Annotated in this window: 13 protein-coding genes and 1 pseudogene; 8 read left to right on the forward strand and 6 right to left on the reverse strand. The window is 62.0% G+C overall.

The annotated features are described in order from the left end of the window. Window positions 1-252: 252 nt before the first annotated feature. From ACQZ6J_RS29760 to ACQZ6J_RS29795, 8 genes and pseudogenes are all read left to right on the forward strand, one after another. Complete coding sequence (locus tag ACQZ6J_RS29760; RefSeq protein ID WP_449086665.1) at window positions 253-1,281, forward strand: trans-3-hydroxy-L-proline dehydratase; 1,029 nt, start codon at window positions 253-255, stop codon at window positions 1,279-1,281. Between the two features lie 88 nt (window positions 1,282-1,369). Continuing rightward, on the forward strand, window positions 1,370-3,109 hold the full coding sequence (locus ACQZ6J_RS29765) for an ABC transporter substrate-binding protein (protein WP_449086666.1): 1,740 nt from the start codon (window positions 1,370-1,372) through the stop codon (window positions 3,107-3,109). A gap of 77 nt (window positions 3,110-3,186) precedes the next feature. After that, window positions 3,187-5,037, forward strand: a complete 1,851-nt coding sequence (locus ACQZ6J_RS29770; RefSeq protein ID WP_449086667.1) for an ABC transporter ATP-binding protein — start codon at window positions 3,187-3,189, stop codon at window positions 5,035-5,037. Next, entirely contained in the window at window positions 5,034-6,002 is a 969-nt protein-coding gene (locus ACQZ6J_RS29775; protein ID WP_449086668.1) for an ABC transporter permease, read from the forward strand. The genes ACQZ6J_RS29770 and ACQZ6J_RS29775 overlap by 4 nt, the downstream gene beginning before the upstream one ends. Continuing rightward, the gene (locus tag ACQZ6J_RS29780) at window positions 5,999-6,952 is read left to right on the forward strand and encodes an ABC transporter permease (RefSeq protein ID WP_449086669.1); all 954 of its coding nucleotides are present in this window, start codon (window positions 5,999-6,001) and stop codon (window positions 6,950-6,952) included. Before ACQZ6J_RS29775 ends, ACQZ6J_RS29780 begins: the two co-directional genes overlap by 4 nt. Window positions 6,953-6,964: 12 nt before the next feature. Next, window positions 6,965-8,266 (forward strand): alpha/beta fold hydrolase, encoded by a 1,302-nt coding sequence (locus ACQZ6J_RS29785; RefSeq protein WP_449086670.1) that lies wholly within the window; start codon window positions 6,965-6,967, stop codon window positions 8,264-8,266. 14 nt (window positions 8,267-8,280) lie between these two features. After that, window positions 8,281-10,095 (forward strand): aminopeptidase P family protein, encoded by a 1,815-nt coding sequence (locus ACQZ6J_RS29790; RefSeq protein ID WP_449086671.1) that lies wholly within the window; start codon window positions 8,281-8,283, stop codon window positions 10,093-10,095. Between the two features lie 88 nt (window positions 10,096-10,183). Next, window positions 10,184-10,283, forward strand: a pseudogene (locus ACQZ6J_RS29795) (IS481 family transposase); the annotation flags it as partial. Between the two features lie 134 nt (window positions 10,284-10,417). Here ACQZ6J_RS29795 and speB read toward each other — a convergent pair. The 6 genes from speB to ACQZ6J_RS29825 all read right to left on the reverse strand — a co-directional run bounded on the left by speB (window position 10,418) and on the right by ACQZ6J_RS29825 (window position 15,422). Continuing rightward, window positions 10,418-11,452, reverse strand: a complete 1,035-nt coding sequence (gene speB, locus ACQZ6J_RS29800; RefSeq protein ID WP_449086672.1) for an agmatinase — start codon at window positions 11,450-11,452, stop codon at window positions 10,418-10,420. Between the two features lie 109 nt (window positions 11,453-11,561). Next, the gene (locus ACQZ6J_RS29805) at window positions 11,562-12,491 is read right to left on the reverse strand and encodes a carbohydrate kinase family protein (RefSeq protein WP_449086673.1); all 930 of its coding nucleotides are present in this window, start codon (window positions 12,489-12,491) and stop codon (window positions 11,562-11,564) included. Next, window positions 12,488-12,991, reverse strand: a complete 504-nt coding sequence (locus tag ACQZ6J_RS29810; protein ID WP_449086674.1) for an ureidoglycolate lyase — start codon at window positions 12,989-12,991, stop codon at window positions 12,488-12,490. Before ACQZ6J_RS29810 ends, ACQZ6J_RS29805 begins: the two co-directional genes overlap by 4 nt. Continuing rightward, the gene (locus ACQZ6J_RS29815; protein ID WP_449086675.1) at window positions 12,988-13,728 is read right to left on the reverse strand and encodes a BtpA/SgcQ family protein; all 741 of its coding nucleotides are present in this window, start codon (window positions 13,726-13,728) and stop codon (window positions 12,988-12,990) included. The genes ACQZ6J_RS29810 and ACQZ6J_RS29815 overlap by 4 nt, the downstream gene beginning before the upstream one ends. A gap of 1 nt (window position 13,729) precedes the next feature. Continuing rightward, complete coding sequence (locus ACQZ6J_RS29820; protein ID WP_449086676.1) at window positions 13,730-14,536, reverse strand: GntR family transcriptional regulator; 807 nt, start codon at window positions 14,534-14,536, stop codon at window positions 13,730-13,732. Between the two features lie 22 nt (window positions 14,537-14,558). Continuing rightward, complete coding sequence (locus ACQZ6J_RS29825) at window positions 14,559-15,422, reverse strand: ABC transporter substrate-binding protein (protein ID WP_449086677.1); 864 nt, start codon at window positions 15,420-15,422, stop codon at window positions 14,559-14,561. Between the last annotated feature and the right edge of the window lie 17 nt (window positions 15,423-15,439).

The raw sequence follows: 15,439 nt of genomic DNA on the forward strand, positions 1-15,439 counted from the left end.
TCTCCTCAATATCGTGATCTCCTTCCGCCGCGCAAGCGCGCATCTCGGCTGTTGGGCGAAAGGAAGCGCGGCCATCGCAACCGTCTCGGCCCTGCTCGATGCCGCTTGACGCTCGCGCATAATCGTATACGTTATCCGAAAATTTAAGATAACGTATACGATCACGGCCCCGGGAGGAATGTTGCATGTCACCTCTTCTGGCGCCGTGCCTCGGCTACGCCACCGCTGTATTCGTAAGGAACTGAGACGGAAATGCGCACATCGAAAGTCATCCATGTCGTGAGCTGCCATGCCGAAGGAGAGGTTGGCGACGTGATCGTCGGCGGCGTCGCCCCTCCTCCGGGCGCGACCGTCTGGGAACAATCACGCTGGATCGCCAAGGACGAGACCTTGCGGAACTTCGTTCTCAACGAACCGCGCGGCGGCGTCTTCCGGCATGTGAACCTGCTCGTTCCGCCAAAGAACCCCGAGGCACAGATGGCCTGGATCATCATGGAGCCGGCCGATACGCCGCCCATGTCCGGATCGAACTCGATCTGCGTGTCGACCGTCCTGCTCGACACCGGCATCATCCCGATGCAGGAGCCGATCACCCGCATGGTGCTGGAGGCGCCGGGCGGCCTGATCGAGGTGAAGGCCGAATGCCGCAACGGCAAGGCCGAGCGCATTCATGTGCGCAACGTCCCGTCCTTTGCCGACAAGCTCGACGCGAAGCTGGAGGTCGAGGGCATCGGCACGATCACCGTCGATACCGCCTATGGCGGCGACAGCTTCGTGCTTGTCGATGCCGCCTCGCTCGGCCTCAGCCTCCAGCCCGACCAGGCGCGCGACATCGCCCGCCTCGGCGTCAAAATCACCGAAGCCGCCAATGAGCAGCTCGGCTTTCGCCATCCTGTCAACGACTGGAACCATATCTCCTTCTGCCAGATCACCGATCCGGTCCAGATGAAGGACGGCGTTCTCTGGGGAAAGAACGCCGTCGCCATTCGTCCCGGCAAGATCGACCGCTCGCCGACCGGCACCGGCTGCTCGGCGCGCATGGCCGTTCTGCATGCAAAGGGTCAGATGAAGGTCGGCGACCGGTTCGTCGGGACATCGCTCATCGACACGGAATTCCATTGCAGCATCGACGGCGCCGTCGATCTCGACGGCACGGCCGCGATCAGCCCGATCATATCAGGCCGCGCATGGATCGTCGGCACGCACCAGCTCATGGTCGATCCCGATGATCCTTTCCCGGCCGGATACAGGCTCTCCGACACTTGGCCCATGGATCTCTAGAGGAAAGCCAATGCGTCGCGAAGGACGGCATTCGCAGGAATGCCTTCCTCGCGATTTGAACTGAACGCAAATAACTGGGAGGATAATCTTGCGTACTTCGTGGAAATCGACCGTTTCGGTCGTATCTTTGCTTATCGCTCTTTCGCTGCCGGGCTTCGCCGTGGCCGACGAACCCGTCACCGGCGGCACGCTGCGGATTCTTGCGACCGGCGAGCCTGATCATATCGATCCTGCGCTGGCAGGCATGGTAAACACCAACAACCTGCTGCGCGCCATATCGCGGCAGCTGGTCAGCTACCAGGCTTCCAACGACCCCGATATTGCCATCAAACCGGTCGGCGATCTCGCGACGGAGGTTCCGCAGCCGACGGACAACGGCCTGACCTACACGTTCAAGCTGCGCCAGGGCGCCATGTGGAATGCACCTTCCGGCGCGCGCCAGATTACCTCGGCGGATGTGAAGCGCGGCTTCAAGCGGCTTTGCAATCCGCTCATGCAAGCCTCCACGCTGACCTACTTCACGGCACTCATCTCCGGCCTGAGCGAATTCTGTGACGGCTTCGCCAAAGTGCCGCCGACCGTCGCCGACATGAAGAAATACATAGAAGAAAATGACGTAAAGGGCATCGAAACGCCCGACGACCAGACGGTCGTTTTCAAGCTCAAGGAACGCGCGGGCGACTTCATCTACATGCTCTCGCTGCCCATGCCGGCTCCGGCTCCGATTGAAGTGCTCGACTATCTTCCCGACAGCCCGGAATACCGCACGCATTTCGTCGGAAGTGGCCCTTACACCATCGGCGAATACACGCCTGATACCAGCCTGAAGCTGGTGCGCAATCCCGCCTGGAAGGCGGAAAGCGATCCGCTGCGCAAGGCCTATGTCGACGATATCGAAATCACCATGGGGCTGCAGGCCGACGCCATCATGCAGCAACTGCAGTCGGGAGACGCCGATCTTGCCTATGACATCAATGTCCCGACGGCCATCCTGGCGACTCTCGCCGCCAATGGCGACGATAAGCTGACCGCGCTATCGGCCGGCAACACGAACTTCCTGTTCATCAACACCGTCTCCGACAACAACAAGGGCGCGTTGAAGGACATCCGCGTGCGCCAAGCGCTGGAATATGCCATCGACAAGGCCGCGATCGTGCAGCAGTGGGGCGGCCCGAAGGTTGCCGAACCCGCCACGGGTATTTTGGGGCTTGGCGTGCTCGGGCATCACAAGTTCGACCTCTATCCCTCGCCGGAATCCAAGGGCGATCCGGAGAAGGCCAAGGCCCTGCTCGCCGCGGCCGGCTTCCCGAACGGCATCACACTGAAGATGCCCTATCGCAACAAGGATCTGGAGGTGGCAACGGCCGCCACCATCCAGGCCAGCATGGCGCGCGCCGGCATCAAGCTTGAACTCGCGCCCGTAACTGCCGCCGACTACTACTCGAAATTCATGACCAATCCGGTGAACACGAAGAACGGCACCTGGGATATCGCGCCCGTGGGCTGGACACCGGACTGGGTTGGCGGCGCTGCGCGATCCGTCTTCCAGCCGCAATTCACCTTCGACGGCACGCATCAGACCTACAACTACACTGACTACAACAATCCGAAGGCAAACGAGATTGCCGCGAAGGCAATCAACGCCACCACGCCGGAGGAAACCGGAAAACTGTGGGCTGAGGTCGATGAAATGGCCATGGCCGACGCGCCGGTGGTTCCGCTGATCGCCAACAAGAACCCGCGCTATCGCAGCGAAGCGGTGAAGAACTTCCAGCCCTATGCCCTGGGTGTGGAAGGCGATTGGACCAACCTCTGGATCGAACGCTGATCCGTCGCTCCCATGCATGGCGCCGCGGCTCCGCTGCGGCGCCTGAACGCAATCTCGGTTAAAATGCGAGGTTACCCTTGACCATTCTGGAGGCAAAGGGGCTGACGGTCGATATCCCGACCGAGGATGGCGTCGTACATGCCGTACGCAACGTCTCCTTTTCGATCAGGCCCGGTTCGATTTTCGGCATTGCAGGCGAATCCGGCTCGGGAAAGAGCGTGCTGACACAGGCCGTCATGGGGCTCCTGCCCAATGCCGATGTTCGCGGCGAGGTCTGGCTCGAGGGCCGGAATCTTCTCAGCCTGCCGCAATCGAGCATGCGCGCCTTGCGAGGCGGGCGCATCGGCATGGTCTTTCAGGACCCATTGTCGAGCCTGCATCCCTTCTACACCATTGGCTCGCAGATCGCCGAGGTCCTGCATACGCATGAGACGATCGATCGCGAAGCCGCTCGCGCCCGGGTGATCGATATGCTCGGCAAGGTTGGCATCCCCTCGCCCGCCGAACGTTTCGACAGCTACCCGCATCAGTTTTCAGGCGGGATGCGCCAGCGCGTGATGATCGCCATGGCGCTCATCCTCAATCCTGCGCTCATCATCGCCGACGAGCCGACGACCGCGCTTGACGTCACCGTTCAAGCTCAGATCATCGATCTGCTCGACACCATGCGGCGCGATTTCGGCACCACCATCATTTTAATCACGCACGATCTCGGCCTGCTGTCGAGCGTCGCCGACGATGTCATGGTCATGTATGCCGGCAACCGGCTCGAATACGGGCCGGCCCGCAGCGTTTTCCGATCACCGGCACACCCCTATACGGCGGGATTGCTGCGATCGACACCGGCAAGCTACGCGCCGGGCACGCAGCTGGTTCCGATCAGGGGGCGTCCGCCGAGCCTGCTGACAACGCCTGCCGGATGCATCTTCGCGCCGCGCTGCAGCGAGCAGCTTGCCGACTGCACGAAACGGGTTCCGCCCTTGCGCGTCTATAGCGACGGCGTCGAATCCCTCTGTCTGCTGGAACCGAAGACCGCGCCGCCTTCGCTTGCCGGGACCGTCGGGAAAACCGGGGCCAAGGCTGCCCACTCCGAACAGATCGCGAGGATTGAAGACGTCCGCCTCACCTATCATGTCGGCAGCTTCTTCGGGCAGAAACGCACCCTCGAAGTCCTGAAAGGCATCGACCTGACGATTGCGCGCGGAGAAACGGTCGGCCTCGTCGGTGAAAGCGGTTGCGGAAAGTCCACTCTGGCTCGCATCGTCGCCGGACTGACGCCGGCGACGTCGGGCAAGATCAACGTGCTTGGCCACGATATGAGCAATCTCAAGGGCCGCGAATGGCGCGAGATGCGCCGGCAGATCCAGCTCGTCTTCCAGGACCCGTTCGGATCGCTCAATCCGCGCCGCCGCGTGGGTGCCATCATCGGCGATCCCTTCCGCCTGCACGGTGTCGCGTCGGGAGAGGAGCGCCGCGAAAAGGTGCGGCATCTGATGGAGACGGTCGGCCTCAATCCAGAGCACTATAACCGCTTTCCGGCGGAATTCTCCGGCGGCCAGCGCCAGAGGATCGGCATCGCGCGCGCCTTGGCCCTCAATCCGGCGCTCATCATCTGCGACGAACCAGTCTCGGCACTGGATGTATCGATCCAGGCGCAGGTCCTCAATCTGCTCAAGGAATTGCAGCGGGAGCTGGGCCTGACCTATCTGTTCATCTCGCACGATCTCTCCGTCGTGCGCCACATCTGCGACAGGATCGCCGTCATGCAAGGCGGCAAGATCGTCGAGCTGGCCGCGTCCGAGCAGCTCTTCGCCGATCCGCGGCACCCCTATACCCGCACATTGCTATCCGCATCGAAAACACTTTCCGTCGCCGATGATGGAAAGCCCCCGAGGTCATTGATCGAGACGAGACAGGTGACAGCATGAACGACGTCGCAACACCAGATGCTTCAACGCAGACGGACGTGGTGCAGCGCGGCTCGCTCGAGCTGACGCTGCGCCGCCTGCAGCGTGACAAGGCGAGCATGATCGCCCTCGGCGTCATTCTGGTCATCGTCGTGCTCGCGATCACGGCGCCCTGGATCGCCGCGTTGACCGGGCATTCGCCCATCGAGCAGTTCCGCGATACCGGTCTTTCGCCGGCCGGCATTCCTGTCGGACCGGGCGAACAATTCTGGCTCGGCACCGATCAGCTGGGCCGCGACGTGCTGGTGCGGCTCGCCTATGGCGCCCGTATCTCCCTGCTGGTGGGAGTATTCGCCTCTGTGCTGGCATCAACGATCGCCGTGATCGTCGGCACGACGGCAGGTTATCATGGCGGCCTGACCGATATCGTGCTCAGCCGGCTGATGGATCTCGTCATGAGCGTCCCTTTCCTGCTCTGCGCCCTTGCGCTCGTATCGGCCTTCGGCCCTAGCCTGATGCTCAGCGTCTGCGTGATCGTCTTCTTCAGCTGGGCTCCAATGGCGCGCGTCATCCGCGGTCAGGTGATCTCGCTGCGCAAGCAGGATTTCGTTCAGGCGAGCCGCTCGCTCGGCGCTGGCCCTCTTTCGATCATGGTCGTCGACATCCTGCCCAATCTGGCGGCTCCCATCATCGTCTACACCACCATGCAGATCCCCAGCTCGATCGTCTTCGAGGCGACCCTGTCGTTTCTCGGCATGGGAATCGTGCCTCCGACGCCGAGCTGGGGCGGAATGCTGGCGGACGCATCGTCCAACTCCCTCTACCTCGTCGCCTGGTGGCTGGTCTTCGTGCCCGGCACGGCGCTGCTGCTGACGACACTTGCCTTCAATATCCTCGGCGACGGTCTGCGCGACGCGCTCGATCCGAAGAGTGCACGCACCGTCCGTCGTTTCAGGCTGCAATCCAAGGGAGCGTCCAAGCGATGATCCGATTTCTTACCCAGCGCCTGATCTTCGGCGCGGGCGTCCTTCTGATGCTCTCCGCCTTCGTGTTCTTCCTGTTCTTCGTTGCGCCCGGCGACCCTGCCCGCATGATCGCCGGCGACAAGGCGACCGAAAGCCAGCTCGAACAGATCCGCAAGAATCTCGGCGTCGACCGGCCGATCGTCGTGCAATATGGCGCCTTCATGCAGAAGGCACTGTCAGGCGACCTCGGCTTTTCCTACCGCAACCAGCAGCCGGTCGCGCCGATCATCGTTCGACGGATTCCCGTGACCCTGTCCCTTGTTTTGGGCGGCGCGCTGCTTTGGCTCGCCATCGGCATCCCGATGGGGATCATGTCGGCACGATACGCCGGCGGCCTGCGGGACCGCATCGGACAAGCCTTCATCCTCGTGGGTTTGAGCTTTCCGACCTTCGTGCTCGGGATGATGTCACTCTATCTCCTCTACTTCATCCCCAAGCAGGCAGGGTTCACTCTCTTCCCTCCCGGCGGGTACAAGGCACTGTCGACCCAGCCGCTGCTTTGGGCATGGCATCTCGTGCTGCCGTGGACCACGCTGGCCTTGACCATGGCCGCGGTCTATGCCCGGTTGACGCGCGGCCAGATGCTCGACGTGATGGGCGAGGACTATATCCGCACCGCTCGCGCCAAGGGCCTCAGCGAGCGGCGCGTGGTCTGGAAACATGGTCTTCGGGCGGTGCTGACGCCGCTTGTCACCCAGCTCGGGGCCGATATCGCCATGCTGCTCGGCGGTGTCATCATCATCGAACAGGTCTATGGGCTGCAGGGCGTGGGCGCGCTTGCGGTTCAAGCCGTCGCCAATCAGGATCGTCCCATCATCATCGGCGTCGTATTGCTCGGCGGAGTGTTCATCGTCATATCCAATATCGTCGTCGACCTCTTCTACGTGTTGCTCGACCCCCGCGTACGCTGAAAGACCATCATTATGATCGTTTCCGAATACACCATCCCCGGAATGCATATCCGCGATCACGTCCTAACCGTGCCACTCGACTGGTCCGATCCATCCGGCAGGACCATCGAGTTTTTTGCGCGCGAGGTCGTCGATCCGGTCCGCAAGGCCGAAACGCTGCCGGTTCTCTGCTTCCTGCAGGGCGGCCCCGGCGGCAAGTCGCCCCGCCCCACGCGCGGCGGGCCGTCATGGCTGGTCGAGGCCCTGAAAACGCATCGCGTCATTCTGCCGGACCAACGCGGCACGGGGCGCTCCACTCCGGTCGACGCGGCGACGATCGGCCAGCTCGATGGCGAAGCGGGTGCGGACTATCTGGCCTGCTTCCGCGCCGATTCCATCGTCAGGGATCTGGAGCATTTCCGCAAAACGGCGCTTGAGGGCCGCCGCTGGCAAACACTTGGCCAGAGCTATGGCGGCTTTCTTACCCTCACCTATCTCAGCCAGGCGCCCGAGGGCCTGTCCGCCTGCTATATTGCCGGCGGCATTCCCAGCCTCCAGCCTGACGCCGATGAGGTCTATCGCCACACCTATCCCCGCGTGCGAGCCAAGAATGCCGCTTACTACAAGCGATATCCGGGCGATGTCGCGCTCGTCGGCAAGATTGCGGATTTCATCGACGGAAACGACGTGCGCCTGCCCGACGGCGACCGGCTGACCGTGCGTCGCGTCCAGACCGTCGGCCTCGATTTCGGCATGGCGCACGGCTTCGAGAACATTCACTGGCTGATGGACGAGGCCTTTGCGGACGGGAAGCAGGACAGGCTTTCGGATCACTTCCTGGCTTCGGTCATGAACCTCACCTCCTATCACGGCAATCCGCTGTTTGCGGCCATCCATGAGGCGATCTATGGAGAGGGCGACGGCGCGACGGCCTGGTCAGCCGAACGGCTGCGTGCCGATTTCCCCGAATTCGATCCGGCCGCGCGGCCTTTGCTGTTTACCGGCGAAATGATCTACCCTTGGATGTTCGAGGAGATTTCCTCCCTCAAGCCGTTCAGGGCGGCTGCCGAAACACTGGCTCAGCGCCCGCATCATAGCGCGCTCTACGATCGCGATCGTCTCGCAGCAAACGAAATCCCGGTCGCCGCCGCGATCTACCATGACGACATGTATGTCGACGCCGGCCTTTCGCTGCAAACCGCGCGCGCAGTCGGCAATCTGGATTTCTGGATCACCAATGAATTCGAGCATGACGGCATTCGCCAGTCGGCATCGGTGTTCGAACGGCTTGCCGCGTTCGTCGCGCAAAAGGGCGGGCCGCTTGCGGCGGAATGATCGTGGGGATGACGATGAGCAAAACTGAAAATACCAGCAGGCTGACCAATGTACGCACCTGGCTTGCAAGGGCGAAGCTGGATGGCTTGATCGTCCCGCGAACGGACGCCCACCAGAGCGAAGTCACGGCGGCGCATGACGATTGCCTGGAACATATAAGCGGCTTCACCGGCTCCGCCGGCATGGCGTTCGTGCAGCAGGAGCAGGCGCTGATCTTCGTCGACGGACGCTATCAGGTGCAGGTGCGCAACGAAGTGGATCTATCCGCCTTTGCCGTTCATCATCTCCATGACGATCCGCTTGATCTCTGGCTGAGGCATCGCGGAAAGCCGGGTTGGCGGATCGGTATTCACACCCTGCTCATCAGCGGCGCCCTCTATGAAAAGCTGCTGGCGGGATGCAAGGCGGCGGGTGTCGAACTGATAACGCTCGATGCGGATCCGTTCGATGAAATATGGATCGACCGGCCGCCGCGGCCGGTCGGTCTCATCCGGGCAATGCCGCCTGCGGTTTCCGGAGAGACGTCGGCAAGCAAGCGCGATCGGATCGCGGGCAGACTAAAGGCGCTGGGTGCGGATCAGCTGGTGGAGACGTCGCCCGACAACATTGCATGGCTGCTGAATGTGCGCGGTTCCGATGTCGCCATGGACCCCGTGCCGCATTCCTTCCTGCTGCTCGATGCCGACAATCGCGCGCAATGGTTCGTCGATCACCGCAAGCTCGGCAACGATCGGGTCGAGTTCGAATTGTCCGATGTCACGATAGCCGACCCGGAGGACTTTCTCGGTGCCGTCGGAAAGGCGTCAGCAGGCAAGACGACGCTGATCGACCCCGACTTCGCGCCGCAAGCGGTCCGCGCCCGCATCAAGGCGGCTGGGGGCCAGACGATCGAGCAAACGAGTCTTCTTGCAAGCGCCAAGGCCACCAAGAATGCCACGGAGCTGGAAGGCTTTCGCGCCTGCCACATCGAGGACGGCATCGCGCTTACCAATTTCCTGGCCTGGCTCGACAGAGAATGGCATCGCCGGCAGGCCTCGGAGTTGCTCCTGACCGAATTGGACGCAGAGGAGCAACTGATCGCCTTTCGCGCCAAGCATGCCGGCTATTTCGAACCGAGCTTCCGCACGATCTCGGCCGCGGGCGGCAATGCGGCCATGTGCCACTATCATGCCCAACCCGATACGAATGCCGCCATCGAAGAGAACAGCTTCTATCTGATCGATTCCGGCGGCCAATACGCCAACGGGACGACGGATGTGACCCGCACCGTCCTGTTCGGCGAAGCTAGCGATGAAATGCGGGAGACCTATACCGCGGTTCTGAAAGGCTTCATCGCACTGGTGACGGCGCGCTTCCCGCTTGGAACACAGGGGCACCAGCTGGACGCGCTGGCACGCCGCCCGCTATGGGACATGGGACTGGATTACGATCATGGGACGGGGCATGGCGTCGGCCACAATCTACTGATCCACGAATATCCGCACCGTTTCGCGAAAAAGCCCAACCCGCACAATCTGGAACCCGGCACGATCATGACGGTCGAGCCCGGCTATTACAAGGCGGGCGCCTTCGGCATTCGGATCGAGAACCAGGTGGAGGTCGTGGCCGACAAGCCGGGCTTCTGCCGCTTCGATAGCCTGACGCTGGCACCCATCGATCTTCGCATGGCCAACCTCGACAGCCTGACGGCGGCGGAAATCGATTTTCTAGACACTTATCACGCACACGTTCGTTCGCAGCTTTCGGAGAAGATCGACCCTGAGACCCGCCCCTATCTCCTCCGGCATACGCAGCCAATCGCGCAACGCCATCAGGCTAACGAGCGATGATATCGCCCCGACTGACACTCAAGCGCCAGGTCGCGCACGGCCCGCGACAGCCGATGCGCCTAAGTCAAACGGAAGCAGAGTTCCGACACTGGATGACGTGCCGGGCTTCTTGCGCGATACCACTCCCCAATCTCAGCCGCCGCGGGTTACACCGTTGTGTGCAACGCCATGGCATATCCCGACTGCCCGTATTTGTTCGAAGCCGCGATGCAGCGGAGATCCCACAACATCACGTCACCCTGAAAATCCTCTGCGCGCTTTCGGAGGCCAACGGATTTGGGCAACGGTTTCGAGCATTTCTCCAGCGGCTTTTGCCCGCCGATCAGAATTTTCCGACCATCAGGCAAAGGATGATGAACATCATCTGAGCGGCGATCTGCGCCGTATTGGTCGTGGAGTCGTATTGCGGCGCGACTTCCACGACATCTGCCCCAACGACGTTAACCCCCTTCAGGCCGCGAAGAAGCGCAAGAGCCTGTCCAGGCGACAGACCGCCCACTTCGGGAGTGCCTGTGCCAGGGGCGAAGCCAGGATCGATGCTGTCAATGTCGAAGGAGATGTAGGTCGGATGATCGCCGACCAACATCCGTGCCTTTTCAACAAGAGCCTCGATGCCGATACCGGCCACCTCTTCGGCGTGAATGACCGTCATCCCCGATTCATACGAGAATTCCCAAAGATATTCGGCTCCTCCTCGAATTCCGATTTGGATCGTGCGATCGGGGTCGAGAACGCCGTCCAATACGGCAAGGCGAAACGGCCCGCCGTGCTGAAATTTTGCGCCTTCGTATGGTCCGGCCGTGTCGCAGTGGGCATCGATGTGGATCAGGCCAACGGGCTGCTTTTCACCAACGGCCTTCAAGATCGATGACGTGATTGAATGGTCGCCACCCACGCTGAGCGGCCTTATCCCGGCGGCCACAAGGCGCTTGTAGAACGCCTCGATATCGGAATGGCAGCGCGCGAGATCATATCTGCTCTCCATCGGCACATCGCCGATATCGGCAATCTTGGCCTCCGAAAAGGGGGCACACCTCAGGACATGTTCGTAGGGACCAATGCGTTCGATGGTTCTCAACGCCCGGGGGCCGAACCTGCTTCCGTTCCGGTTGGTGACACCCAGATCCATGGGAACTCCCACAAGCGCCACATCGATCCCGCCAAAATCGGGGAGGTCCTGAGCGTTTGGCAGGTATGGCGCATCAAGGAATGTCGGGACACCGGCAAATGGCCACCTGCGCTTGTCGCTTCCGTTGAACTGAGACTTGGCGACCTTTGCAAAATCCGCGTCGAAAATATCTCCCCCCGACGCAGCCAAATACTTTTCCCTGAGCGCGCGCAGCTTCTCGGTATCCATTGTTTGATTTCCTCCTTACGTTGATGTCACCTTTGGCCCGGAACCTGACATCATGCCCAAGTCGGCCAGCCGGCCATTGCGATAGGCGCGCCAATGTGGCGTCACCCAATCAGCGTCTTTCTTCGCGCCAGCGCTCCACCTCTTCAACGCGCGCCTTGCCGCCGCGTGGCCCATGGACAGTGACCGAACGCGAGGCGGCGGCGACGGCAAAATCGAGGGCATCGGCAAGGGGCTGGTTGCGGGCGAGACACCATGTGAGCGCTCCGCCGAAGGTATCGCCGGCGCCGGTTACGTCTGCTACGGCAACTGGGTAGCCGGCTACATGCGCGCGGCTGTTCCCGTCAAATGCTTCCGCACCCTCGGCGGCCAACGTGCGCACGACCCAACCAATCTTATTGTCGCGTATCCAACCGCCAATGCGGGAAAGGTCATCATGACCGAAGGCGTTTCGGAAGCCGACCTGGTTGAAGATGACGACGGCCGCTTCCGTGAGATAAGGCAGATCCTCAGGCGCGCAGCCACCCACATCAAGGTCGAAGATGGCGCGGCGGCCGTGACGGCGCAGATCGGCCAGTAGGTCGGCCTGCCCAAGCGGACCTTCCTCGGTCTCCGCATGCAGACGGCGAACGCGGTAAAGTGTGGTGTAGAGGAAGCCCGGCTGACGCAGAGCCGCGAGCGTTGCCGGCGCCAGCCACATCGGCTGTTCGCCCATCTCGACCGTAAGGACGACGTGCTCGCCATCTATCAGGAAGATGAAATTGCGCGATTCCGGAATGGCGGGATCCGTCAGCATATGATCGACCCCGACACCGTTTTGCCTGAGATCGGCAATCATGCGGTGCGACAGCGGGCTATCGTTCAGCAAGGAAATGAACTGGGTGTCACCGCCAAGGGTCGCATGTACGACCGCTGCGTTTGCGATTGAGCCACCGATCTCGGCTGGCAGTTCCCTGACCATGCCCTTGTCGGCACGGCCGGGCCAGCGATCGGCGGTGTAATATTCGTCAAGCGCCACGTCGCCGATGAAAAACGCCGTCATGCGCCCGACCCTTCGTTGGTGCGGACTTGCAGCGGTCCGGCGGCAACCGGGACCCACGGGCTTTCGCCGAGGCCGCAAATCGCCATCCAATAATAGGAGGTCGGGCCGGAGACGCCTCTGCAGGCATCATGCCAGACGTTGCGGTGCATCACCACTCCCTGCCCTGGAGCGATGATGAACGCCTCGATATCGTCGCGGTGCGGCGCGCTGGCCATCGAGGCCGGTGCGACGGCAAGAACCACCGCTTCGGCGGCGCAGAAGATCGCCTCTTCCGTCTGCGGATGCCGCTCCATGGCCGTGCAGTTCCAAGGGGCGCTTCCACCGCGCGTCATGCCGAGATGGCCCGAGCCGCCAATCAGCGGCCTGCGGGTGAACCCGTCGGTCCATCCTTCGCCCGTCGTCCGGATTACATCCGGATCGGCATCGCCGATAAGATCATAGACCTTGCCGTAGCGGGCGAAATTCTCGGCCGTTACATGCCGTGCGACGATGGAGCTCATACGGTGCTCCGTGCGGTGCGAACGGCCCGCATCAGGCGGGCGACATGCGCGGCCTCGACGCGGCCGGTATCTTTGTGGTTGTCCTTGAACCAGCTCCCAACGATTGCGCCATCGGCTTCAGCGAGCTGCTCGACGGCATTTGCTTCGGTGAGGCCGGCGCCGATGAGAAGCGGAGTGCCGGCTCCAGTTGCCGAGCGGAAGCGCGCGACCTTCTCCATATCGGTCGGTTGACCCGTGGCGTCCGACGTGACGACGAGACCGTCGCAGCGGGCGGCGCCGATGCGCACATCCTCTTCTTCCGGCCGGCCCGAAAGGATCGGCTGATATTTGAAGCGCACGCCGCCGAGCAACAGCGCCTGGACTTTGGCTCTCCTTGCAGCGAGATCGGCAGCGAAGGTCATGTCGGCCTCCGGCGGCAAGTGACCGGCGACGGAATCGACCTGGAGGAAGGCGACCGGATATTGCTCCGCCAGCGCGAAAGCGCGCTCGTTGTCGCGCAACACGTTGACGCCAATCTTCGAGCCGAGATCAAGGACGCATAGCCGCTCGAGCACACGCTCCACATCGTCGGCGTCGCCGAAGTAGTTCTCGACCACCAGCCCGTCGACACCTTCGCCGGCCATGATGCGGGCTTCTTCCTCGGCCTGCGCACGCTTTGCGGCGGGGCCGTCGCCGGACAGGTGCAGCATGCCGAGAATGGGTTTCGAGGTAGTGAAAGTCTCGCCGAAGCGGCTCATGTCAGTTCTCCTGCGTCACACCGCTGTCAACGGGTGCGGTCTCGCGCCCCCAGCGCGTTGCGAATTTCATCTGGACGGCCGGCGAGTAGACGATCGACGTGCGCTCGACCAACCGGTCGTCGGCGTCAAGTACATCCCCGCTGGCGCAAAGATAGCCCGGCACGTCAAGTGCCGGAGCAAAGACCTCCCGCAGGCGATCGGACGGCGGCACGACGGTGAGCAGCAGTTCCGAGCGGAGGGGATGGCGGTTATAATCGCGGCGCAGCACCTCGTAGAGCGATTGCTCGCCGAAATCGTAGGCATCGATGCCCGGATAGAGGGAAAGATCGAGCTGCGAGGTGTCGACGTTCAGCCAGCTGATCGTTTCGCCGTTGGCAAGCCCTCGTGCACGCACCAGGAGGAGTTCGCCATTGTCCACCCGGTGCTCCAGCACCCTCGTTACCGGACGCTGGCCCTGCCGGCGGGCGAGCTCCGTGAAACTGCCGAAGTTCCAGATATTGTGGCTGATCGGGCGATGCGAGACGATCGTGCCTCTGCCGCGAACCTGCTGAACCAGCCCTTCCGACACCAGGAGCGCCATGGCGTTGCGCACCGTGGTACGCGCAATGCCGAACTGGTCGCGCAACTGGTTTTCCGATGGGATCGATTCTCCTTCGGAAAAATCCCCGCTGAGTATTGCGGCCCGTAAAGCCCGATAGAGCTGCCGGTAAAGCTGCTCGCTCGAATAGAGGTCGAGACGAAGGCGCGACAGTCTGTCGTCCAGGCGTTCGCCTGTTGTTTTGGCATCTGATGTGGAAGATTGGGTCAAGGCAGGCTCCGACGGAATCTTGTTACTTATTGGCTCCGTTTATCTTGAACTCTTCGACGCCTGCTTCTTTCAAGCCATAGCGATCGAGGATCTGTGCATAAGTGCCGTCCGCCTTTAGCTTATCGAGCGTGGCGCGCACGGCATCGCGCAGCTCACCGTTCGCCTTTGCAAAGGCGATGCCGTAGTAATTCACGTCGCCCACCTGGCCGATCTGGTAAAACTTGCCCGGTTCCTGCTTCATCAAATCAAGCAGGCCTTCGAGGCCGATGACCGAGGCTTGCGCACGGCCCTGGCGGATCTGCATGATATGCTCGGCCTGGGTCGGGATCTGGATGACGTTGATCAGCTTGCCTGCCGGGCAGATGGCCTTGCCGAGATCTTCCGCCCAGGTGACCCAGCTCGTTCCCGTCGCCACCGCGACCGTCTTGCCGCAAAGGTCGGCTTCGGTCTTGATCTCGCTTTGATGGTCGGTGGTCGTGTAGAAGACGTTGCCCGTCTTGAAGTAGTCGATGAAGTCGAGCTGCTTCTGGCGTTCGGCCTTGTCGGAGAAGGCGGTGATGACCATGTCGGAGCGGCCGGTCACGACCTGCGGGATGAGCTGCGGAAACTCGACGTTCTGGAATTCCGCCGTCAGGCCCAGACGTTCGGCGACGGCTTTGGCAAGGTCGATGTCGAAGCCCTTGAGTTCGGTCGAACCGGCATCGCTGTATTCCATCGGTGGATAGGCGAGGCTGATAGTGAAGTTAAGCTTGCCGGCCGAGCGCACCGCCTGCGGCACGGCGGCAGCCAGCTTCTCGTCGCCGGCGGCATGAGCCGCGCCGCTCGCCGCAAGGCCTATAAGCGCGGCCGAGGCGAGCCCCAGTACCTTTGAAAGTCCCTTTTTCATTGTCCGTTCTCCCATTG

The sequence above is a fragment of the Rhizobium sp. A37_96 genome, assembly GCF_053521765.1.

Excerpts from the sequence above, each read along its gene's own strand:
- ACQZ6J_RS29760 (WP_449086665.1), top strand. The coding sequence starts at position 253 with ATGCGCACATCGAAAGTCATCCATGTCGTGAGCTGCCATGCCGAAGGA.
- ACQZ6J_RS29775 (WP_449086668.1), top strand. The coding sequence starts at position 5,034 with ATGAACGACGTCGCAACACCAGATGCTTCAACGCAGACGGACGTGGTG.
- ACQZ6J_RS29780 (WP_449086669.1), top strand. The coding sequence starts at position 5,999 with ATGATCCGATTTCTTACCCAGCGCCTGATCTTCGGCGCGGGCGTCCTT.
- ACQZ6J_RS29785 (WP_449086670.1), top strand. The coding sequence starts at position 6,965 with ATGATCGTTTCCGAATACACCATCCCCGGAATGCATATCCGCGATCAC.
- ACQZ6J_RS29790 (WP_449086671.1), top strand. The coding sequence starts at position 8,281 with ATGAGCAAAACTGAAAATACCAGCAGGCTGACCAATGTACGCACCTGG.
- speB (WP_449086672.1), bottom strand. The coding sequence starts at position 11,452 with ATGGATACCGAGAAGCTGCGCGCGCTCAGGGAAAAGTATTTGGCTGCG.
- ACQZ6J_RS29805 (WP_449086673.1), bottom strand. The coding sequence starts at position 12,491 with ATGACGGCGTTTTTCATCGGCGACGTGGCGCTTGACGAATATTACACC.
- ACQZ6J_RS29810 (WP_449086674.1), bottom strand. The coding sequence starts at position 12,991 with ATGAGCTCCATCGTCGCACGGCATGTAACGGCCGAGAATTTCGCCCGC.
- ACQZ6J_RS29815 (WP_449086675.1), bottom strand. The coding sequence starts at position 13,728 with ATGAGCCGCTTCGGCGAGACTTTCACTACCTCGAAACCCATTCTCGGC.
- ACQZ6J_RS29825 (WP_449086677.1), bottom strand. The coding sequence starts at position 15,422 with ATGAAAAAGGGACTTTCAAAGGTACTGGGGCTCGCCTCGGCCGCGCTT.